At 60.5% G+C, this 21,648-nt stretch carries 16 protein-coding genes; 4 read left to right on the top strand and 12 right to left on the bottom strand.

Annotated elements, in window-relative coordinates; genetic code table 11:
* The first annotated feature begins 323 nt into the window (after positions 1–323).
* The gene (gene glyA, locus AACG97_RS03925; protein ID WP_009686086.1) at positions 324–1,577 is read left to right on the top strand and encodes a serine hydroxymethyltransferase; all 1,254 of its coding nucleotides are present in this window, start codon (positions 324–326) and stop codon (positions 1,575–1,577) included.
* Between the two features lie 90 nt (positions 1,578–1,667).
* On the opposite strand, the gene AACG97_RS03920 is transcribed toward glyA, so the two are convergent.
* The 9 genes from AACG97_RS03920 to AACG97_RS03880 all read right to left on the bottom strand — a co-directional run bounded on the left by AACG97_RS03920 (position 1,668) and on the right by AACG97_RS03880 (position 15,461).
* The gene (locus AACG97_RS03920; protein ID WP_029884890.1) at positions 1,668–2,315 is read right to left on the bottom strand and encodes a response regulator; all 648 of its coding nucleotides are present in this window, start codon (positions 2,313–2,315) and stop codon (positions 1,668–1,670) included.
* A gap of 28 nt (positions 2,316–2,343) precedes the next feature.
* Positions 2,344–5,262, bottom strand: coding sequence for a hybrid sensor histidine kinase/response regulator (locus AACG97_RS03915; RefSeq protein WP_223809638.1), 2,919 nt, complete (start codon positions 5,260–5,262; stop codon positions 2,344–2,346).
* 100 nt (positions 5,263–5,362) lie between these two features.
* On the bottom strand, positions 5,363–6,547 hold the full coding sequence (locus AACG97_RS03910) for an EAL domain-containing response regulator (RefSeq protein ID WP_029884892.1): 1,185 nt from the start codon (positions 6,545–6,547) through the stop codon (positions 5,363–5,365).
* On the bottom strand, positions 6,547–9,366 hold the full coding sequence (locus AACG97_RS03905) for an ATP-binding protein (protein WP_197885458.1): 2,820 nt from the start codon (positions 9,364–9,366) through the stop codon (positions 6,547–6,549). The genes AACG97_RS03910 and AACG97_RS03905 overlap by 1 nt, the downstream gene beginning before the upstream one ends.
* Positions 9,367–9,412: 46 nt before the next feature.
* A complete protein-coding gene (locus AACG97_RS03900; protein ID WP_115293364.1) occupies positions 9,413–10,180 on the bottom strand; it encodes a fimbrial biogenesis chaperone in 768 nt (255 codons plus the stop codon).
* Positions 10,170–11,519 carry a fimbrial protein gene (locus tag AACG97_RS03895; RefSeq protein WP_115293363.1) on the bottom strand — a complete coding sequence of 450 codons (1,350 nt, stop codon included), beginning with the start codon at positions 11,517–11,519 and terminating at the stop codon, positions 10,170–10,172. Before AACG97_RS03895 ends, AACG97_RS03900 begins: the two co-directional genes overlap by 11 nt.
* Positions 11,516–14,104, bottom strand: a complete 2,589-nt coding sequence (locus AACG97_RS03890; protein ID WP_115293362.1) for a fimbria/pilus outer membrane usher protein — start codon at positions 14,102–14,104, stop codon at positions 11,516–11,518. Before AACG97_RS03890 ends, AACG97_RS03895 begins: the two co-directional genes overlap by 4 nt.
* On the bottom strand, positions 14,088–14,843 hold the full coding sequence (locus tag AACG97_RS03885) for a fimbrial biogenesis chaperone (protein ID WP_115293361.1): 756 nt from the start codon (positions 14,841–14,843) through the stop codon (positions 14,088–14,090). The genes AACG97_RS03890 and AACG97_RS03885 overlap by 17 nt, the downstream gene beginning before the upstream one ends.
* 72 nt (positions 14,844–14,915) lie before the next feature.
* Positions 14,916–15,461: a fimbrial protein gene (locus AACG97_RS03880; RefSeq protein ID WP_064314581.1), complete on the bottom strand. Its 546-nt coding sequence runs from the start codon at positions 15,459–15,461 to the stop codon at positions 14,916–14,918.
* A gap of 141 nt (positions 15,462–15,602) precedes the next feature.
* Here AACG97_RS03880 and AACG97_RS03875 point away from each other — a divergent pair, with 141 nt between their 5' ends.
* Positions 15,603–16,559, top strand: coding sequence for an arsenic resistance protein (locus AACG97_RS03875; RefSeq protein ID WP_115293360.1), 957 nt, complete (start codon positions 15,603–15,605; stop codon positions 16,557–16,559).
* A 6-nt stretch (positions 16,560–16,565) separates the two neighbouring features.
* Here AACG97_RS03875 and AACG97_RS03870 read toward each other — a convergent pair whose 3' ends face one another.
* Positions 16,566–18,539: a BCCT family transporter gene (locus AACG97_RS03870; protein WP_232555151.1), complete on the bottom strand. Its 1,974-nt coding sequence runs from the start codon at positions 18,537–18,539 to the stop codon at positions 16,566–16,568.
* A 164-nt stretch (positions 18,540–18,703) separates the two neighbouring features.
* Positions 18,704–19,588: a homocysteine S-methyltransferase family protein gene (locus AACG97_RS03865; RefSeq protein WP_175442619.1), complete on the bottom strand. Its 885-nt coding sequence runs from the start codon at positions 19,586–19,588 to the stop codon at positions 18,704–18,706.
* Positions 19,589–19,706: 118 nt separating this feature from the next.
* Here AACG97_RS03865 and AACG97_RS03860 point away from each other — a divergent pair, with 118 nt between their 5' ends.
* Together AACG97_RS03860 and AACG97_RS03855 are read left to right on the top strand one after the other, a co-directional pair.
* A complete protein-coding gene (locus AACG97_RS03860) occupies positions 19,707–20,528 on the top strand; it encodes an ABC transporter substrate-binding protein (protein ID WP_009686082.1) in 822 nt (273 codons plus the stop codon).
* Entirely contained in the window at positions 20,525–21,346 is an 822-nt protein-coding gene (locus AACG97_RS03855; protein WP_029884901.1) for an amino acid ABC transporter permease, read from the top strand. Before AACG97_RS03860 ends, AACG97_RS03855 begins: the two co-directional genes overlap by 4 nt.
* 76 nt (positions 21,347–21,422) lie before the next feature.
* Here AACG97_RS03855 and AACG97_RS03850 read toward each other — a convergent pair whose 3' ends face one another.
* Positions 21,423–21,602, bottom strand: coding sequence for a CsbD family protein (locus tag AACG97_RS03850; RefSeq protein ID WP_029884902.1), 180 nt, complete (start codon positions 21,600–21,602; stop codon positions 21,423–21,425).
* Positions 21,603–21,648: the final 46 nt, after the last annotated feature.

Below are 21,648 nucleotides of genomic sequence, written 5' to 3'. Positions count from 1 at the left end.
TGTGGGAGCGGGCGTGCCCGCGAACACCGGCGTAGCCGGTGCCAGCCACCGCGCCGGGTTCTTCGCGGGCGGGCCCGCTCCCACACCGACCGCACCAACTTCCAGCCATGTGCCAACCTGTGGGAGCCGGCTTGCCGGCGATGGGGCGCAAAGCCCCCCAGAAACCGGACTTCAAAGTCAACTCCAACCCCCGCTCAGCCCAGACACGGCGCGGGATGCAACATGAGACCCATTGGTCCGCGACTTGACGCCACTTCATATGCCAGCCGCGAATCAATCGGTTAGAATGCCCCCCCAAACTACCCCGATCCTTGAGGACCGCCATGTTCAGCCGTGATTTGACCATTGCCAAGTACGACGCCGAGCTCTTCGAAGCCATGCAGCAAGAAGCCCTGCGCCAGGAAGAGCATATCGAGCTGATCGCCTCGGAAAACTACACCAGCCCGGCTGTCATGGAAGCCCAGGGCTCGGTGCTGACCAACAAGTACGCCGAAGGCTACCCAGGCAAGCGCTACTACGGTGGTTGCGAGTACGTCGACGTCGTCGAGCAACTGGCCATCGACCGTGCCAAAGAGCTGTTCGGTGCCGATTACGCCAACGTTCAGCCGCACGCTGGCTCCCAGGCCAACGCTGCTGTCTACCTGGCCCTGCTGTCGGCCGGTGACACCATCCTGGGCATGAGCCTGGCCCACGGTGGCCACCTGACCCACGGTGCTTCGGTAAGCTCCTCGGGCAAACTGTACAACGCCATCCAGTACGGCATCGACGGCAACGGCCTGATCGACTACGACGAAGTCGAGCGCCTGGCTGTCGAGCACAAGCCGAAGATGATCGTTGCCGGCTTCTCCGCCTACTCGCAAGTGCTGGACTTCGCCCGCTTCCGTGCCATCGCCGACAAGGTGGGTGCCTACCTGTTCGTCGACATGGCCCACGTTGCCGGCCTGGTTGCCGCTGGCGTGTACCCGAACCCGGTACCGTTCGCCGACGTGGTCACCACCACCACGCACAAGACCCTGCGCGGCCCACGCGGCGGCCTGATCCTGGCGCGCAAGAACGAAGAAATCGAGAAGAAGCTGAACTCCGCCGTGTTCCCTGGCGCCCAGGGCGGCCCGCTGGAGCACGTCATCGCCGCCAAGGCCATCTGCTTCAAGGAAGCCCTGCAGCCTGAGTTCAAGGCTTACCAGCAGCAGGTCGTGAAAAACGCCCAGGCCATGGCCGAAGTGTTCATCGAGCGTGGTTTCGACGTGGTGTCCGGCGGTACCCAGAACCACCTGTTCCTGCTGTCGCTGATCAAGCAGGAAATCTCCGGTAAAGATGCGGACGCTGCCCTGGGCAAAGCCTACATCACCGTCAACAAGAACTCGGTACCCAACGACCCACGTTCGCCGTTCGTCACCTCGGGCCTGCGTTTCGGCACCCCAGCCGTCACCACCCGTGGCTTCAAGGAAGCCGAGTGCAAGGAACTGGCTGGCTGGATCTGCGACATCCTGGCTGATCTGAACAACGAAGCGGTGATCGATGCCGTGCGTGAAAAGGTCAAGGCCATCTGCAAGAAGCTGCCGGTTTACGGCAACTAATCGCTGCTCGCCAGAAGAAAAGCCCGGCTCGATGCCGGGTTTTTTTATGCCCGCCCACTCCTCACAGGATTTGCCGCCCGGCGCGGTGAATCACTGGAATTGCCTGGCCTCGATGCAATAGGTCAGCAGATCCTGATCACTGTCAACGTTGAGCTTGCGCATCGCCGAGATTTTCTGCGCACTGACTGTCTTGTTGCTGCGCGACAATTGCCGGGCAATATCGCCTACGGTCATACCGGTAACAAAGAGCCGAACGACTTCAAGCTCCCTGGGCGACAGTTGATTGAACCGCTCCTCGACCCTGACCGCTTCACGCACCACGGAAGTGGGCGCCGATAGCGGGCTTCGGTATCGACGCCGCTTGCGGATTGCACTGAGCGCTTTTTCGATTTCATCATGCAGGTGATTTTTCTGAATGACCCCGGCAACCCCCAACTCTTGGAGGCGGGAGAGGATCAGGTCGTTGGAGATCATGGTCAGAATGAGCACTTGAGTATCCGGGAAGTGGCGCAGAATGTACTCGATGAGTTTGAAGCCATCACCGTAGGTGCAATCGCCCGGCATATTGAAGTCAGTGATCAGGGTGCGAGGATTGTGCAGGCGCAGTTGTTCAATCAATTCGGAAGAGTTGGTGGCTTGGCCGACGACCTTATAGCGCCCGATGCGTTGAATGACTTCACGCACCCCTAGCAGAACAATGGGATGGTCGTCGGCGAGGACAACCTTGTGATGAGGCATGCAGAAATACTCCAATAGGGGACAAGGCTCATCCGGGAATCTCGTCTGACAAACGCTGCGCGACCTTGGCAAGGCGCCCGCACAGGGCAATGACTTGCTCGCTCACGCGTACGTCCAGCGGCAGCTCCTGCAACATGTTCTCCAGGCGTAGGCACTCGCTGCACAAGGCAGTGGCGTTAACGCTGGCCAAAGCACCGCCCAGGCTATGCAACCGCTGTTGCACCAGAACGGCATCGTGCTCGGTCACCCCCCCTTCCAACTGCGCAATATCGCTCGCCAACGTTTGGGCAAGCAGTTTGCGCATGGGCTGGGATAATGACAGCCAGCCCGAGAAATCCTCCTTGCCTGAATCGTTCGCAACGTAGGGTTCGCTCAAGCCATGGCAATGGCTCATCAGCACCTGACGCAAAGCACCGAGGCTCAAAGGCTTGACTACCCAGGCGTTCATCCCCGCCTGCAGGCAGCGCTCGCCTTCTTCGCGCAACGCATTGGCAGTGATGCCAATGATGGGCGCCTGGACGCCTGCCTCTCGCAACTGGCGGGCCAGCTCGTAACCATTCACCTTCGGCATGTTGATGTCGGTGATGACCAGGTCAAACGTTTTGGATTGCCACAGTTGCAAAGCCTGCTGACCGTCAGCTGCTACGGTAGGGGAAACCCCGATGGCTTCAAGCTGCTCACGCAGCACAGCCTGGCTGACCGGGTTGTCCTCTGCCACCAACACACACAACTTCAATGGGGCAGACGCCGCCTGCGAGACCACCCGTGGGACAGCCTTCACGGCCTGGGATAGCGCGATAACGACGGGCAAACGGATGAACAGCGAAAAGCTGCTACCCAAACCAGGCTCACTGACCACTCGCATCGTGCCGCCCATCGACTCACTCAACCGCGCGCATATGGAAAGCCCGAGCCCGGCTCCTCCTTCCTGCCCTGCGGAAACCTGATAGAACGGTTTGAACAGGTGTTCGAGGGCTTTCTCGGGGATTCCCTTTCCGGTGTCTGTGACTTGCCACTGCAGCAGCACATCCTGGGCATTGCGTTCGTGAACGATCAGCCGCAGGCGTACCCGCCCGGAGGGGGTAAACTTGATTGCGTTGCCCAGCAAGTTGTGCAAGATCTGCCTGATCCGCCCGGCGTCGCCCTGGACCTGCGCGGGTACCTGTGCATCGATTTCAGCGTCAAGCTGCAACCCTTTCCCCTGAGCCGTGGCTTTGAAACTGGCCTGCGCGTCGTCTACCAGTTGCCGCGGATCGAAGGCCGCATGCTCGAAGGCCATCTGCCCAGATTCAATTTTGGTCACATCCAACACGTTACTGATCAACTGAAACAGCACGGCAGATGAATTCTCGATGATCTGCAGGTAATGCCTCTGCCGCTCATTGAGCTCGGTCAGCGACAGCAATTCGAGGTTGCCCAGCACGCCGTACAGCGGGGTTCTGATTTCATGGCTCATGGTAGCCAGGAAAACCGTCTTGGCCTCATTGGCAGCCGTTGCACGTTGATGGGCCTGGTTGAGTTGAAGTTGCTCGTCAACGTGGCGAGTGATGTCATTACAACCGCATAGAAACACGTCTTCGCCGTCGTAACGCGTAGCCACAGCCACGACCTGTACATAACGCTCATCCACCAGCAAGCACAGTTCACCGGGGGCCTCGTCACCATGGTTGTCCCGCAGCAGTTGCAGTACCGCTGCGGTAACGCCCAACTGCGCTGCACGCTCATTTTCCAACAGCACGCGGTGGTCGTGACGACGAACAACGCACAAACCTACCGGCACGTTGTGCAGGATGATGCGGCTGAAGGCTTCGCTTTCGGCAAGCCGGACCTGTGCTCGCTGAGCAGGCCGGACGATGCGCGATTTGTACCAGTGATTGACCCACAGCCCCAACAGGACGGCGGCGATGATCGTCAGGCCAAGACCAAGAAGCGGCCACTTGGCATAGCGCAGGAAATCCCTGTAGCTGATGGCATACAGCCCCGTCCATGAGTCGCCCGACGACGAGATCATCTTGAAACGCAAGCCGTTGCGGTTGAAGCTCAACCCAAGCGGCGCCGGGTCCCCATCACTGCGCTCGCCCATCAACACCTTGCCGTCCGGCGAGATGAGGGTGAACTGGTTGTAGACCGACAACCTGAGCACGCGCTCGAATTCGTCCACCTGCTCGGTGTCCATCACTGCGGCCAAGGCCATCAAGTGTTCACCCGTTGCGCTCGGCTTGAGGGTATGCGCTGGCCCTAGCCCCATGAGCGCGACCATACGCAGGTTGTCGTTGTACAGACGGGCAGGCGCTCGCACCCAATGAACACGCTGATCAAGCGGTAGATCGGGCTGGGCCAGCAACTTCACCAAGCGATCTACCACGGTTACATAGTGGCGAGGCAGCAGCGGCTGATGCTGACGCTGGTCACCGGCAGCAGGCACGGCGATACTCGCGCCCGTTCCCTGCTCGAGCACGAACAGTTGCGGCGATGCGTAGAAGGAGCGAGCCCAGAACCCGCCGTAGTAGTCGGTCAGACGCAGCCCAAGCCCCAGAGCGCCGCTTACTTCCTCGGGTCTGAAGTCCCCCGTGTAGGCAATTGTGAAGGGTAATGAAAGTTCGAAGCCTTTAGCCTTGGTCAACGTTCTGCCGTCAGTGCTGACCGAATCGAGCAACATGACGCCCTGCCTCACAGGCGGGGGAAGCTCGCCATTGGGTGGCAGACTATTGGTCAGGTTACGCAGAAACAGCTCATGCTCATGGATGATTTCAATCACCCTGGCAAAGTGCAGTTCGAGTCTTTGCTGTTCCGATTCCAGAAGACGCGATACCGCCCAATAACATGTACTGGACAACAACAGTAAAAGCCCGCTGAGCAGCAGGATGGCTTTGTTCAGACGTTGAGAGCTGCGCGCAAGTTTATCCATGCGCAAGCTTGCATTTTTCATGGTGTTGATCGTCGACATCACTCTATGAAGGTAGGAGTGCTCTCCTGGACACAAAATTCATGCCAAATGGCTTCATTATCTTAAAGCTGAAACGTTTCATCCTGGTTTTTGATGCGTTTTACTCATAGCTATGCCCGTTCAGCAGCGCAGGCATCCTTGTACCATCTACCGCTGGGGAAATAATGAACCCCTGCACTTGGTTACACCGTGCCTTGCGGACAACTTCAAGGTCCTCTCGGGTTTCGACGCCCTCTGCTACCGTAACCATTCCCAGTGCTCGCCCAAGTTCAGCCGCACTGGCCAGGGCGATAGCCATGTCAGGACTTTTTGCACACCCATTGACCAAGGAACGATCTATCTTCATTTCGGTAAAAGGCGTAGTTATCAAGTTGGAATAGGAGCTGTACCCCTTGCCAAAATCATCCTGGGCCAGACCGAAACCCATCAAGCGCAACCGGCACGTGCCCGCTAGATAGTCACTGGAATGGCGAGTGGTAGACGTCTCTGTCAACTCGAAGGTGATGGTTTTGGGATCAGCGCCTCGCGCTCGCACTGCCCTGTGCAACGTGTCGACCAGGTCGGGCTGGTCAAGCAGATGCGTGGGAAGGTTGATCGAGACCGGTAACCTGTGCCCCTGAGCCGCCCACAGCGCCTGAACGGCAAGCGTTTGCTCAAGCATGCTGTACAGCAGCTGCAGGTCGAGCCCCGCTGACTCCAGCTCGGCCAGAAATGCCCGAGGCATCAGGATACCTTCGACCGGATGCAGCCACCTGGCTAGCGCCTCCGCACCGACGATCCGGCCGTCGAGCAGAGACTTCTTGGGCTGGAACCAGGCCTGTATTTCGCCTGACTGGAGCGCATGGGTCAGGACTCGCGCCGAATGCACGCCAGGGCAGGCAACAGGTTGCCGGTTGGCTTGGGTGCGCCCGCGGTCCAGGTAATGGCGCAGTGCAAGAACGTGATGAATCTGCAAAGGTTTACTGATCATGCCTGCGACGCGCATACCGAGATTCTCGGCAACCTTGGCGACGCCGCCGAGCATGCGCGTAGAAGCGGCTGTCATGAGCCCCAGGGCCGGTGGCGTAGGTAACAGGCTCATCTTCTGAATGAACTGTACACCGTCCAGCTGGGGCATCATGAGGTCCGTCACGACCAGGTGGTAAGCCTGGTTGCGCAAGCTTTCGATCGCCATACTGGCATTCCCTTGCAGCTCGACATCAAACCCGCCGACGGATCGGAACAGTTGTGCCAGGTGCTGGAGTTGAAACGGATGATCCTCGACGATCAAGACGCGGTAGAGCATCAGGGCGAGACCTTTCGGTACGGCAACAGGCACTGATAGAGCGCATGCAACGTGAACGGTTTGACCAGAAATTGATCCATCCCGGCGCCCAGGCAACGCTCTGCCTCATCGAGCATCGCGTTCGCGGTGGCGCCCACGATGGGTATGGCCTGGCCTAGCTGGCGCAGGCGTTGCGCCAGTTGGTACCCGTTGATCCTTGGCATGTTCACGTCGGTCAGCACCAGATCGAAAACGTGCATCTGACAGAGGGCGAGTGCTTCCTCGCCATCACTGGCCAGGGTAACGGTGCAGCCCAGTTTTTCCAGCTGGTCACGCAATATGAGCTGGTTGATGACATTGTCCTCAGCCACCAGTACATGAATGCACAGCTTGGTTTCGATCATGGCCTGGCGGGCAGTTGCATTGTGACGCGCCTCTATACCCTGGGCTTGGCTCACAGCCCGGTTGAGCAACTGAAGATCATTCAACGCCACCTGCCAACATTGAGCCGCAGGACGCGATAGGCCATGACCATCGGCGCATGCGCGTATCACCGGACCTGGCCAATGCTCGATGGCTGCCGAGCTGGCCGGCCCGGGGCATATCTCGACCAGCACGGTGCCTGGCTCATGAGGCACGTCCCGCGCGGTCGTTACTTGCGCTCGCGCCCCCCAGCGACGCAGCCAGCCTGCGGCGTGCTCGGCCAGTTCGGGAACACCGGAATAGACAGCTACTTCCTGATTGAGCAATGGCTGTGCCCAGTACTGGTCTTCATCAAGCGCCAATTGGCCAAGCGGCAGTGTGAACGAGAAGCTGCTGCCCAAGCCCGGCTCACTGAACACCCGTATAGAGCCGCTCATCAATTCGACCAGTCGCTTGCAGATGGAAAGGCCAAGGCCCGTTCCTGCAACAGTGTTCGTACTCGGGCCACTCTGGAAGAACGGCTCGAACAAGTACTGCTGGTCCTGTTCAGGTATGCCCTGCCCGGTATCGACCACTTGCCAGCGCAACATCATGCGCTCACCTTCGACCCCAACCATGTGGAGCCTGACCATTATCCGGCCACTGCTAGTGAACTTCACCGCGTTACTGAGCAGGTTGCCAAGGATCTGACGGGTGCGCATTTTGTCGCCCAGGACCTGTTCAGGAAGCTGCGGGTCCATGCAACTGAGCAACTGCAACCCTTTTGTATGGGCGGCGCCCATATAGCCCTTCATCACTTCCTGTGTCAGTTCGATCGGGGAAAACGCACTTGTTTCCAACGCCAGTTGGCCTGCCTCGATCTTGGACACATCCAGCACGTCGCAGATCAGTTGCAGCAAAGTGGCAGATGAACCTTCGATGGCATTGAGATACCCTCGCTGCTGGCTGTCGAGGTGGGTACGGGAGAGCAATTCAAGCGTGGCCAGCATGCCGTACAGGGGCGTACGGATTTCATGGCTCATCGTCGCCAGGAACAGTGTCTTCGCTTCATTGGCGGCATCGGCCAGGGCCCTGGCCTGCTGCAACGACAGCTCGGCGGTTTTGCGCTCGGTAATGTCGCTGAAGGCGCAGATCAGAACGTCTTCACGCCTGTAGCGAGTGGGGGCATAGCTCAGACACAGATGACGGCCGTCGGCCATTTGCAGCTCTTCTGTACAACTGGTCTGCGCAGGCTTGCTGAAGGCACGGGTGATCCAGTCCTGGCAGGCTTTGGTGCGTTCATCGCCCATGACCAGCCATTGCTCGCTCAGCCGATTGGCCAAAACCACTTCGCCGTCACTACGACGCAGCACACACAGCGCTACCGGGGCGGTGCGGATGACAGCACTGCTGAACGCTTCACTTTCGACCAATGCATCGATTCGCGCCGCTGCCGGGCTGATCAGTCGCACGTCGACCCGACGAACCAACCACAGCATTAACAGCGTAACAGCGACGCTGATCAGCACTGCCAACCCGAACGGCAGAATCAGCACGGGGACCAACAACGCCAAGGGCATGCTATAGACGATCTGCCAGTCCGAATGATCAAGTTGTTTGCGGATGGTCAGCCGATCCGGAAGCCAATGTCCGCCTTCCCAACCAAAGCCGTCATCGATAGGCGTTGCCGTATAGTGCCGAGCGCTCAGTTGTTGCTCCTGATCGTTGCTGGCGATGATCTGGCTTGCGCTGTCCACGAGCTGGAAGTCGCCGGCCTGCTCATGCGCCAGCGCTGTGAGCAGTTGCGAGCCTTCCACCTCAAGGCCCAGCCACCCTGAAGCCCGGTCGCGCTCATCCATGGCAATGAAAATATAGAGCGGAGGCGATTTTTCATCTCCAGCGTCTGCCAGCAAGATCTGCTCCTGGCCAGGCTCGCCAGTCGAGCCGCGCAGCCGTTGCAACACAGCGTTGGGGACCAGAGGAGGACGCTGAGGCTGACTGAAAAGCCATTGCACCGGCCCATCAAGGGCGTGAGGGACATACAACAGGCTGGTCTGCTTGGTTCGCAGGAAATCCAGCATGCGCGGCGTCAGCCACAAGCTCCATGTACCGCTGGGCTGGCGCAGGAAAACATGGACTTCCTCGCCTGGAATGTACGCCTCGCCACCCGAGGAGCCAGCATGCCTGACCGTCGACAGCCCTAGCGATTTAAGCAAGGTCTGACGGCTGACAAAGAAATCCTGGGCGTTGAAAATGGCCTCGTTCATGTACCTGCGCCGAGACGAGATTTCCTCGTTCAAGGTCATGCGCATGTAACCGTAGGCGCCAATGTAGAACCCCGCGACGAGGGTGATCGCGAAAAGGCGCAACAAATTGCGTGCGGCAATAGGCGTCGACAGGTTCCACTGAGCGGCAGGTAACAGGTTGGCTAGCTTCATGCAGCCAGCCTAGGGGCACCAATGCCATTGCTGAATAGGACGAATCTCAATCTGCTGCAGCGGCCTCTAGCGTAGGTTCGACGCTGTGGGGCATCGCGCCCAGGACAGGACGCTCGCCGGTTTGCGCATTGCCATCATCATCCAGCCATGTGTAGTTGAACGTCGCGTCGCTGGGCACGTTACCGCCCACTGTCTGGCGCTGCGTACTGAATGGCGTCAACAACGGCGCATCAAGCACGATCGACCGTTTGCCATCGCCGATCTGCGCCTGCGCCAGGGATATGTAAAACGGCGTCGGGTTATGCAACTGCACAGTGCGGCCCTGGGCTTTGACCACCAGTTGCAAAGGCGCTGTCTCGGCCTTCTTCGACAAGCCTTGGGGGCGATAGATGACTTTCAGCTGGGTGCGCAGCGTGATCGTCAGCCGGGTCGAGCCCTCGCCCAGCGCCTCGCGCGGCCGGGGTGGAATCTCGTACACATTCAGCCAGTACAGGGACTCTCGATCCTGTGCAAACGCCTGCCCGGTAGTCACCAGGCGTAGGCTTCGCTGTTGCCGGGGCTCGAGCCTGAACATTGGCGGAAGCGGCATGATGGGTGCAGTTGCGGTGTCCGGCGTAACATTCAGCTCCCCATTGTCGACCCAGGCCTGAACCACGACTGGATAGGCATTTTGATTGACCAGTGCCAAGGAAGTGTCACGCTGACCTTCACGCACGATGACCCGGGTACGCTCAGCAGTGACACCCGCGCAGGTGACCGTACTGACCAGCGCGACGACGACCAGCAGCAGGCCCTGCGCGTAGCTACTGGACACGTATCACCACTTGCGCAGTGGCCTCGACCCGACCAGGCCTTACCGTCGGCATGGTGCCGATGGAGAGCTTTTCCAATCGAGCTCTGAACGTCTCGGTGTACTGGCCGATACCATTGATAGTGCCTGTGAGGTTGGCGGTATTGCTGACAACCGGGTACCACCCTCGACCCGCTGCACCACTGCCATTGGCAGAGTCTTCATTGGCCAGCAAGTTGATGGGAGCGCCGCCGCGCAGCACGCGAATGCCCACCCCCTGCGCCATTCCCGCCTGGCCATAACGGTCCGACAGCAAGTAGGCCAGACCACCTTGGGCGTTGATCAGGCCCAAGGAAGAGGACGCAGCCAGGGCGCCGGAAGAAACCTTGATGCCAATGGCTGTACCGTTGGCGCTGGCGCTGTTGAGAACAGTACTCTGGCAGCGGAAATTGATCTGAAAAGGCACCTCGCGGCTGCCCCCGGCGTTGATCTCGCTCACGCTGATCGAGGGAAACACCACATAGGGTGTAACGCTCGATACGCTGCAGGTGGGGTAACGCTTTAGCGTGACCTGGTTGTACAGGCCCAATGCACCAGGCCAGTTCCCATACCAGCCACTCCAGTTACCGTAGTGGGTTTGCCCTACCGTCGGATAAGCAAGGCCCGGCCCCTTGATCGCGATGTAGGCCGCCTGTTGGGCATAGGCGTAGAGCTGCGACGAGACCGTGTCGCTGTAATAGTTGTACGTAGGGTCTTTCGGTGCGCTGAAAACCTCCGCACGCACGGCGCTGAGGTTCTTGGCCTTGACCAACTGATAGCCGCGAGAATCGATGTCCAGGCCAGTGAGCCTACGCTCACGCCAGATGTGAGTGAAAGGCTCGCCGCTTGCAAGATGGGTCAAGCGCAACAGCACATTAGGCCAGGCCGTTCTGTAGGCGTCCTGCAAACCCAGGCTCAGGCCGACGCTGTCGCCCCCTTGGAACCAGCCACTGTAGACATCATCGCCATTGGTAGACCACATTTCGTAAACCGCATCTTGCCCCTCGCAGCGAAAAAATACGTACTCCGGATTGTAGCCAGCCGTAGCGCCATACTGGGTGAAGGGGACCACGGAGCTCGCGATCAACGTGCCATAAGGTTGAAAGCTTGGGTCACTGACGTTGATCACACTCGGTATGCCCAATGACCCATTGCACGTGTCGCATGCACCGGCCCAGGCGCCGGCAGTACCCTCCCCGGGCCTGATCGCAGCGTTGGCCGTGGTGTTGGCGGCGCCCACGGAGGTCACTCTGTAGCAGGTCGCCCAGGCGTGTTGAGCAGGGATGAGCAGGATGGCCGTCAGCAGCCAGGACCTGAGCGTCATGATGGTTCCTCATTGAGCGTGCATATGCTTTTCAGGTGAATGAAGCCCTGACTGTTGGCGGCTGTGGCGCTGTTGACGTCGTAGGGCAGCTGACATCGCTGGCTAGGGCCGGCGCCCCAACGCACCAGCAAGCGCCCGCTGTCGGCCTGGGCACGTGCATACACTTGCCCGCCCTGGCCTACCATGCCAAGGGTCGTGCCCTGTTCGTCGACCACGTCGGCTCCCAGGGGGATTGCCCTACCGCCCGGCAAGCTGGCCTGGATCAACAAGGCATGCCCAAGCAAGGTCTTGAAGTCGACCAGCACGGAAGCACCGGCATAAGGGGCCACCTTTCGCTCGGTTTCGATCAACTCGGCCTGTTCACCCATTCCACTGGGGTCAAGCCCGACAGGGTTGTATCGGTAAGGTGACAAAGAGGGCACCACCGCATACCCATCAGCGTTCACACGTGCCCCCTGCCCACCCCGGATGATCGCGCCGCCCGCGCCCTTGGCCCGCACCAGCGCGAAGGTATCCCCGACGTAGGGACCCAACGTGAGACCACCCTCATGCACCACGGCCGCTCCGCGAATGCCGCCATTGATCTGCCGATAGTCGGCGCTTTGCGAAAAGCCGCCATTGAAGGTGGCAACGGCACTCTGCGCCTGCAGGTTGCTGGTCCAGTTCGTCCCGCGCCCGGCGCTGTCACGGCTGGCCGCGATCGCGTAGCTCATGTCACGCTGTGCGCCCATCGTACCGTTGATACCTGTCTGGAAACTGCTGCCATTCGTATCACCTGAGCGCCGGGTCACCATTGAGCTGATGGTCGGTGCCCGGCTTGAGCTGCCCAAGGGCATGGAGAAGGTCAGCGTCAGGGTATTGCTGCTATTGCTGGTGTCGTACACGTCCGCCGGGTTTGTGAAACTGAGTTCTGAACTTTCCGCCTTATCGCGGTACCAGGTGGTGCGCTGACGTGAATAGGCCAGGCTGTAGTTAAGCTGTCGCCAGGTGTTCGAGTAACCGAACTGCACCTGCGTATCACGGCTCTTGCCGTCGTAATAATCGCTTCGCGACCCGGACAGATACAGGTTTCCATACCCGCCCAGCCCTTGACTGACCAGCACGGTCAGCTGGTTCCGCTGCTTGAAGCTGGTCGAGTCCCAACGTTCACCGCGCACGGTGGCCTGCCGGGCACCCAGTGCGTCGGCCAAATCCCGATAACCCTGAGTTGAGTATCTGTACCCGGCAAGATTGAGCGTGGTGTTGGTAGGCTGGAAGGTGCGGCTGTAGCTCAGCCCCATGCGCCAGCCTTGCCTGTGCTGACGGTTTTCTACCGTGGCACTGGAAAAGGTGCTGTTGAGCCCGAACGCGCCATAAGGCGTTGCCAGCACGCCGCCGCCCAGCACAGCCAAATAGTCCTGCGCTACCCGAGCCCCGAGGTTGGCGGACACTGCGTTGGTCAGGCCCCGTTGGTAAGTGGCCTCGGCAAAGACGCCCTGGTTGGTATCAGTCTGGCGGACCTGGCCTAAGGTTGCGCTATAGCGCGAGATGCCCGGGCGGATTGAGTCGGGCACTGCCGCATAGGGCACGGTGAAGCGCGTGATACTGCCGTCAGCTTCGATCACCTGCACGTCCAGGTCACCGTTGTAAGCCGTGCCGTACAGGTCGTCGATAACGAATGGCCCAGCCGCTACGGTGGTTTCTTGAACCTTGCGGCCATTCTGGCTGATCACCACGCGTGCATTGCCCGCCGCCGTGCCGCGTACCTGCGGAGCATACTGACGCTGAGAGTCCGGCAGCATGCGGTCGTCGCTGGCCAGGCGCACGCCGCGAAAGCCGATGCTGCCAAACAAGTTGCCTTCGGTGAAGCTGTCGCCCACCGTCAGCTCGCTTTGCCAGGGCGCGATTGCGCGCTGTGCATAGGTGCGAATGCTGTTCCAGCGGCTGACCGCGGTGCCACCGAAACTTGAGTAGCTGTAGTTGGACTGATGCCGCAAACGCCACAGCCCGACGTTCAAGCCCGTGTTCAGCCCCAGGTAACCATAATTGGCAGCTTCGCTTTCTGACGCTTGATAGCGAGAGTTGTAAAGGCTGGCGTCATAGTTGACGAAGCCCATGGCACTGCCCGCGTCCCAGTCCTGCGGGTCGACGTAGCCGCGCGGCTTGATGTAGAGCAATGCCTGGGGTACTGAAAGGTCCAGGCGCAAGCGGGCGGAGTCGTATTGAAACATTGATCCCGGCAGCCGCTTGCTCAGGGCCATGCATTGGGTCGAATCGACGATGGGCGTCTCGACCTTGCGCGCGTTCATGTGCTGGCGCAGGAACTGCTCGGACAAACAGGGTTCGACCACATCGTTTTGCGGCCGAAAGCTCACTTCACTTCGGTTGACGTATTGCGTGTTCACATACACGTCGACAAGGTAAGTACCTGGATCGACCTGCTGCGCCTGGTTGAAACGCTCCAGGTTGCCGCCGGCCAGACCCGAGCCGAGTAGCAGGCTGTCATCGAAGCGGTAATCGCCCTTGCCGTGGGCTAACCGCGCCATCAGTAAGGCAACACCACCTAGCAGGGCCGTGTTGCGCCGCAGGTTAGCGCTGCAACACATGAGTGATGCCCACGCGTGCGCCATAGTCGTTGATCAACTGCGCCCTGAGCTCGGGGGCTTTGCCCTCGAGCAGGCCGCCCCTCTCCGGCGCCCAACGCACCGAGCCGTAGGGCGGCACCATGGTGGCATGCAGCGTTACCTGGCGGTTACCCGCGGTGAGCGTCGCAGCCCCGAATGAGGCATAGAACCCCGTTGGGTTATCCACAAGCACCTGCCAGCTGGCGCCCTGGCCCACGAGGCTAAAACGCAGTTTTTCAGGCAATTGCTCAACCGTTCCGGCAATGGCAGCAGGGCGGTAGAACAGCTTCAGGCGATTACGCAGGATGAGCAACATCTGGTTGCTGTCGGCGTGCGCGGTATTGCGTGGCGGGATCTGCAGCACGTTCAGATAAAAGACCGATTCCCGGTCGCCGGGTAACGCCGAGCCGGTATAGATGAGCCTGAGGGACTGCCCGCTACCCGGGGCCAGACGTGACACGGCCGGGTTGACCATGAACGGGGCCCTGGCAGTTTCGGGCGTGGAGGCCGGGTCACCGGAATCCACCCAGGCTTGCACGACATTGGCGAAGGCATCCTGATTGGTGAGTTGCAGCGTTTTTTCCTTTGCATCCCCGGGGTAGATGACCCGGGTACCTGTCACCACTACGCTGGCCTGGACGAATGCGGTACCCGTCATGCCCAGCACCAGCGCAAGCGCAATGGCGACCGAACGAAGCCGACCTGCTGACGAAGTTCTCATGCATTTACCTCGAAGGCCTGCCGCCATGAGTACTGTCCAATGGCGGCAGTCAGAAAGCTTGGCGTGCACGCATCACTCGTAACGCAGGGTGTAAGTGACGGCGCCCAGGACAGGGCCTGCGGTGACGGTGGCTGCCTCGGAGACATAACGCACGGCATAGTCATGGCTTGTAGACGTCTGGCCGGCGCTCAGGACGATTTGCCCCGCGCTGACTGCCGCCCCACCTGCCAGGTTTACCGGGCTGCCGCCGGGTGCATCGAGCAACTGCAACGCAACGCCTGTGGCGCCGTTGGTGGCCGTGTTGGTCAGGTTGCCCAGCGTTGTAGGGTTGGTAGCTTGAAACAGCGTCGTGAATTGCTCGTTGGCGTCGGCTGGCGCAGCGCAACCGGTCAGGCGCAACGTGAATTTGGTTTCCCCGGTGTTCTTGCCGGAGCCGCCGATCAGCGCACTGGCTGGCACACTTTGCATGACGACGGTTGGCTCGGTGTTGCCATCGACGACAGCCGAGCAAGTCTGGTCAGTGACCTCCCCGCTGAACGTAATGGTATTGGCCGCGCTGGCCAGGCCAGGGGCAGTCATGGTTGCAGCTACGGCGATAGCGATGGCACGAATGTTCATTACGACGTCCTGTGGTTGTTGTGTAGGCTGCACATAGAATGCAGCGATGGCGCTGGCGGATAACTCAGACGAGTCTTAAAACAACCACTGGCTGCAGTGCCCGGCACCGCATGGCCCGCACTTTTTTCAGCAGGTAATTTCTTGACCAGAGACCAACTCGAATCCCGGCAAACGCTGATCTATTTCGCCACCGTGCTGGCGGCCTGCGCTTTCGGCCTTTTCGCCGGTGCGGGTGCTTCAGTGCTGGAAGTGCTGATCACACCCGCCATCGCCGTGCTGATGTACGCCATGTTCTTGCAGATACCCTTTCTGGACCTGCGCGCGAGCCTGGCCAATCGACGCTTCATGGTTGCCTTGTTGCTGGCCAATTTCGTGCTGGTGCCCTTGCTGGTGTGGGGCCTGACGCGCGGGCTGACGGGCCAGCCGGCCTTGCTGGCAGGCGCCCTGCTGGTACTGCTGGCACCTTGCATCGACTATGTGGTGGTGTTCACACACATGGGCAAAGGCGATGCGCGGCTCATGCTGGCCGCCACCCCCGTGCTGTTGCTGCTGCAACTGCTGCTGTTGCCGTTTTACCTGGCGCTCATGCTCGACGATGGCCAGCCGTTGAACCTGGCGATAGGGCCCTTCGTGCAGGCGTTCATGGCGATGATCGTCGTGCCGTTGGCCTTGGCCGTGTGGACCAGTGCCCTGGTCGGCAAGTGGCGGGGGGTGAGCCGGTGGAACGATGCCTGGGCCTGGATGCCCGTACCGGCGATGGCACTGGTGCTGTTCGTGGTGATCGCTTCACAGATCCGGATCGTGTTGCACGACCTGCCGCAACTGCTGCCCGTAGTGCCGGTTTACCTGGGCTTTGCGCTGGTGGCACCGGCCATCGGCTGGGCAACAGCGAGGCTGCTGGGCTTGCCGGCACAGCAGAAGCGCGCCGTGATGTTCAGTGCGGCGACGCGCAACTCGCTGGTGGTGTTGCCGCTGGCGCTCGCCTTGCCAGAGCAGTGGCGCACGCTGGCGGCAGCGGCGGTGATTACCCAGACATTGGTCGAGCTGGTCTGCGAGCTGGTCTACGTGCGGGCGATTCCGGCGATCGCCCGCACGTAAACGGCATCAGCTCACCACGTGCAGGTAATGCAGGTGGCGCTCGTACTGGTCGAGGATGTCGCCGATCACATCCTCGCGGCTCCAGCCCATCACATCGTAGTCCTGCCCGCCTTCGCGCAGGTACACCTCTGCACGGAAGTATTTGCGCGCATCGCTGTTGTCATCGGCGTCGCGCATGACGAAGCTCGGCGTATTGAATGCCCGGGGGCGTACCTCGTACTTGAAGCGCCCTTCACCGGCATGGGAAAGCTCGAGCGTGATGCGGCCGTCTTCACGCTCATCCACGGTCACCTCATAGCCCTGTTTGGGCAGTTCCTGCGCCACTTCTTCGCACGCGGGCTTGACCACATCGGCGATGAAGCGGGTAACGTGCGCCCTGCGCGGCATCATGGCGATATTGCGCAAGCGGCGCTGCCAGCCGCCGTGGTTCTGACGGCCCTGCCGCTGACCTGGCAGTGCCTGGGTGCGCAGCCCACGCCGTGTGGCGTCCAGCCCCAGGGCCTTGAACAAACCCCAGATGGAAAACAGCAGGATGATCGCGAACGGCAAGGCGCTGGCAATGGTGGCCGCCTGCAATGCTTTCAGGCCGTTGGCCAGCAGCAGGGCAATGGCCACCGCGCCCATGGTGACCGACCAGAACACGCGCTGCCAGAGCGGTGAATGGCCCCTGCCGGAGGACGCCAGCATATCCACGACAAGCGCACCCGAGTCGGCCGAGGTAACGAAGAACACGACCACCATCAGCACTGCCAGCATCGAGATGGCCGTAGACCAGGGGAAGTGCTCGAGGAACGCGAACAAGGCCAGCGAGCTGTCCTGATCCACCACCGTGGCCAGGTCCTTGACACCGCCGTGCAGGATCATATGGATGGCGGAGTCGCCAAACACGGTCATCCACAGCAACGTGAAGCCGGCCGGGACGAACAGCACGCCACACACGAACTCGCGAATGGTGCGCCCACGGGAAATGCGCGCAATGAACAGCCCCACGAAGGGCGACCAGGACAACCACCAGCCCCAGTAGAGCAAGGTCCAGCCGCCAATCCAGTCGGTAGGTTCGTAGGCAAACAGGTTGAACGTCTTGTTGACGATATCGGACAGGTAGGCCCCTGTGTTCTGCACATAGGCCTGCAGCAGGAATACCGTAGGGCCTACCGCCAGCACGAAAAGCATCAGGACCACCGCGAGGCCCAGGTTGAGCTCCGACAGGATACGGATGCCCTTGTCCAGGCCGCTGGCCACCGACAGCGTGGCCAATGCACAGGTAACGGCAATCAGAATGACCTGCACCGAGGTGCTGATCGGAAGGCCGAACAACTGGTTCAGCCCACTGTTGATCTGCAGCACACCGTAGCCCAGCGAGGTGGCGACGCCAAATACCGTGCCCAGGATGGCGAAGATGTCCACTGCATGGCCGATAGGGCCGTAGATACGCTCGCCGATCAAGGGGTACAGCGCCGAGCGCAGGGTAAGCGGCAGACCGTTGCGGAAACTGAAGTAGGCCAGGATCAACGCCACGATGGCGTAGATCGCCCAGGCATGCAGCCCCCAGTGGAAAAAGGTGATGTTCATGGCTTCGCGGGCGGCGGCCACCGTGTTGGGGTCACCCACGGGCGGGTTGATGAAGTGCATCACCGGTTCGGCCACACCGAAGAACATCAGGCCGATGCCCATGCCGGCAGAGAACAGCATGGCGAACCAGCTTTTGTTGGGGTAGTCGGGCTCGCTATGGTCCGGGCCCAGCTTGATGTCGCCGTAGCGGCTTACGGCCAGGAAGACGACGCTGATCAGCACCAGTGCGACGGTGAGGATGTAGAACCAGGCTGCATTGGTGACGATCCATTGTTGAACCTGCTCGAAGACGCTTTGGGCATGCGCCTGGAACATTGTGGCGTACAACACCAGTAACAGCACCAGTACTGCACTGGTGAAAAAGACAGGTGGGTTGATGGTGCTCCTGCGTTTCTGGTTTTCAGGCATAGGCGTTACTCCTTCGGGCGTTCAGCGCTGCGCTCCATCACTGGGCAGTCAGAACACGACTGCCCGTGGCGCATGATGCATGGAAGATGCTGAAACCTTACCGTCAGTTCCAGCAATTCCAAAACTTAGCCGCTTCGCTTGCCGTATAGAAGCCTTCGAACCTGTCAGCCGAGGTTACGCTTCAGCTCGGCAATGTGCTCGGGGCCGATGCCGCAGCAGCCGCCCACCATGCTGGCGCCGCGTTCACGCCAGTCCTTGGCCCAGGCAAGGTAGCCCGGTGGGTCCAGGTCTTCACGCAGCTCGTCCAGCCCATCGTTGGCGGTAGCCTCTTTGGGCTGCGGGGGGAAGGCGTTGGCGTAGGCACCGATGGCCACCCCTGCCCCTTGCTTGTCGATAACGGCACGGGCGACGTCAATGGCCGCGCCGATTACTTCCGGCTGGCTGCAGTTGAACAGCACCGCTGCGGCGCCCAGCCCGACTACCGCTTGCACGGCATCAGCCACCGGCTCACCGGAACGCAGGCGCGGCACCGTATCCACGTCCTCGTCCTGCAAAGTGAACGACACCCAGAACGGGCGGCCGTCTTCGGGCAGGTGCGCATGGATGGCACGTACTTCGGCGATGGCGCTCTGGGTTTCGGCCAGCCACAGGTCAACGTGCGGCGCCAGGCCGGCGAGCAGCGGCTTGAGGACTTCTTCGACCCGCTCAGGTTGGAACAGGTCAGGGCGGTAAGAGCCGAACAGCGGTGGCAGCGAACCCGCTACCTTGACCGGGTGTGCAGCATTATCGGCGGCATGACGCGCCAGCTGGCCGGCGGTATTGGCCAGTTGCTGGCCTTCTGTAGCAAAACGTTGCTCGCCAATGTGGAACGGCACGACCGCATAGCTGTTGCTGGTAATGACCTGGGCACCCGCGGCAATGAACGCCGCATGTACACCTACCACGGCCTCGGGCGCCTCGGTCAGCGCCAGCGCCGACCATTCGGGCTGGCGAAACGGTGCGCCGCTGCGCTGCAGTTCACGGCCCATGCCCCCGTCGAGAATAACCATCGCGCGCTGTGTCATATAACTACTCTGAAGGTGGTTATGAATAAAATTCATTATGAGAGAAAGGTTTATAACTATTAAATACACTTTCTCTTTTTTGGCAAACTTTTCAGGTATGTACATGCGCTTTTCTACTGTGCTCGGCGCGGGCCTCGTGTTGCTCGCCACTGCGTCCCAGGCCCTGGCAGGCACCACGCTGGAGCGGGTTGAATCGCGCAAGGAAATGGTCAACGTGTTGATGGAGAGCTACCCGCCGTTCTCCTTCCTCAATGATCAGAACCAACTCGACGGCTTCGACGTGGATGTGGCCAAGGCTGTGGCCGACAAGCTTGGCGTGAAGCTGCGCCTGGAAACCCCGTCGTGGGACGTGATCGCCGCCGGCCGCTGGAGCGGCCGCTACGACATCTGCATCTGCTCGATGACGCCCAGCAAGGCGCGCGCCGAAGTGTTCGACTTCCCGGTGGAGTACTACGCATCGCCGGCAGTGATCGTGGTCAATGCCAAGGATGAGCGCATTCATGGGGCCAAGGACCTGGATGGGCGCAAGGTAGGCTTGACCAGCGCCTCCAGCTACGAGAGCTACCTGAACAAGAACCTGGTGATCGAAGGCAAGGAAGACCAGAAGATCGACTACCCCTTCGACTTTGTGCAGATTGCGCCTTACGACACCGACAACGTCGCTTTCCAGGACCTGGGCCTGGGCGCGGGCGTGCGTCTGGATGCCATTCTTACCAACCTGGTGACCGCGCAGCCGCGCCTGACCCAGGACAAGCGCTTCAAGCTGGCCGGTGCCCCACTGTATGAAGAGCCCAACTCGGTGGCCATCGAGAAAGGCGACCCTGAATGGGATGCCAAGGTGCGCCAGGTGTTTGCCGAACTGAAAGCCGATGGCACGCTGGCCAAGCTGTCGCAGAAATGGATTGGCGCCGACATCAGCAAATGAGCACCTTCCCTTCTTCCCCCAAGCCCGCGGCCAAAGCCACGGGCGCCAGCCTGTTCGGCTTTCGCACCCGGCTGCTGCTGACCTGGCTGGCGCTGTTCGGTCTGTTCGTGGCGTTCTTCCTCAGCTTCGACCTGAAGTTTGCGATCATTGTGGAGAAGTTCCCCAACCTCGCCGGCTTCAAACTGGGCCCTAACGGCTTTTTGCAAGGCGCAGCGCTGACCCTGTTCCTGTGCCTGTGCTCGATGGTGGTCTCGGTGCTGCTGGGCTTTGCCGCAGCCCTGGCGCGCTTGTCCGGCAGTGCGGTGCTGGTCGGTATCGCCAGTTTCTACACGTCGTTCTTCCGCGGTACGCCGCTGCTTATCCAGATTCTGCTGATTTACCTGGGCCTGCCACAGGTCGGCCTGGTGCCCGGCGCAATCAGCGCAGGCATCATTGCGTTGTCGCTGAACTACGGCGCCTACCTCAGTGAAATCTTCCGCGCCGGCATTCTCGGCGTGGCGCGCGGCCAGCGCGAAGCGGCGCTGGCGCTGGGCATGCGCCCGCCGCAGACGTTCTGCTACATCGTGCTGCCCCAGGCCATGCGGGTGATCATTCCGCCCACGGCCAACCAGTTCATCTCGATGCTGAAGGATTCATCGCTGATTTCGGTGATGGGGGTGTGGGAAGTGATGTTCCTGGCCCAGTCGTACGGGCGCTCCAGCTACCGTTACCTGGAAATGCTGACCACCGCGGCAATCATCTACTGGGTACTGTCGATTCTGCTGGAGCTGGTGCAAGCGCGCCTGGAACGGCACTTCGGCAAGGCGTACCAGCGCTGAGCAGCGCCTGGGCGCAGCAGGCACATGCAAGAACGGTCGCCCGAAGGCGACCGCTGATGGGTGGGGCGACAGTCGGCTAGTCCTTGCTGACGGCGTCCTTCACATCGCCAACCACTTGTTGGGCTTCACCCTTTTTCTCCTGCACCTTGCCCTTTACCTCCAGCTCGGTATTGCCAGTCGCTTTACCGACGGCTTGCTTAACCTTGCCAACCACTTCGTTGGCCATGCCTTTGACTTTGTCAGACGTGCTGCTCATGGTTTTTCTCCTTCAACGACATCCGTACATGTGGGTTGGGGTTACA

This window comes from Pseudomonas sp. Nvir (genome assembly GCF_963778085.1).
In the GTDB taxonomy this organism is placed as follows: Bacteria; Pseudomonadota; Gammaproteobacteria; order Pseudomonadales; family Pseudomonadaceae; genus Aquipseudomonas; species Aquipseudomonas juntendi.
The sequence above is the reverse complement of the archived record's forward strand: the minus strand, read 5'-3'. Positions and strand labels throughout refer to the sequence as shown.

Bases quoted from the DNA above. Each gene is read 5' to 3' on its own strand.
- AACG97_RS03850 (WP_029884902.1), bottom strand. From the start codon at position 21,602: ATGAGCAGCACGTCTGACAAAGTCAAAGGCATGGCCAACGAAGTGGTT.
- AACG97_RS03870 (WP_232555151.1), bottom strand. From the start codon at position 18,539: ATGCCTGAAAACCAGAAACGCAGGAGCACCATCAACCCACCTGTCTTT.
- glyA (WP_009686086.1), top strand. From the start codon at position 324: ATGTTCAGCCGTGATTTGACCATTGCCAAGTACGACGCCGAGCTCTTC.
- AACG97_RS03895 (WP_115293363.1), bottom strand. From the start codon at position 11,519: ATGACGCTCAGGTCCTGGCTGCTGACGGCCATCCTGCTCATCCCTGCT.
- AACG97_RS03915 (WP_223809638.1), bottom strand. From the start codon at position 5,262: ATGTCGACGATCAACACCATGAAAAATGCAAGCTTGCGCATGGATAAA.
- AACG97_RS03880 (WP_064314581.1), bottom strand. From the start codon at position 15,461: ATGAACATTCGTGCCATCGCTATCGCCGTAGCTGCAACCATGACTGCC.
- AACG97_RS03890 (WP_115293362.1), bottom strand. From the start codon at position 14,104: ATGTGTTGCAGCGCTAACCTGCGGCGCAACACGGCCCTGCTAGGTGGT.
- AACG97_RS03860 (WP_009686082.1), top strand. From the start codon at position 19,707: ATGCGCTTTTCTACTGTGCTCGGCGCGGGCCTCGTGTTGCTCGCCACT.
- AACG97_RS03905 (WP_197885458.1), bottom strand. From the start codon at position 9,366: ATGAAGCTAGCCAACCTGTTACCTGCCGCTCAGTGGAACCTGTCGACG.
- AACG97_RS03855 (WP_029884901.1), top strand. From the start codon at position 20,525: ATGAGCACCTTCCCTTCTTCCCCCAAGCCCGCGGCCAAAGCCACGGGC.
- AACG97_RS03885 (WP_115293361.1), bottom strand. From the start codon at position 14,843: ATGAGAACTTCGTCAGCAGGTCGGCTTCGTTCGGTCGCCATTGCGCTT.
- AACG97_RS03865 (WP_175442619.1), bottom strand. From the start codon at position 19,588: ATGGTTATTCTCGACGGGGGCATGGGCCGTGAACTGCAGCGCAGCGGC.
- AACG97_RS03910 (WP_029884892.1), bottom strand. From the start codon at position 6,547: ATGCTCTACCGCGTCTTGATCGTCGAGGATCATCCGTTTCAACTCCAG.
- AACG97_RS03920 (WP_029884890.1), bottom strand. From the start codon at position 2,315: ATGCCTCATCACAAGGTTGTCCTCGCCGACGACCATCCCATTGTTCTG.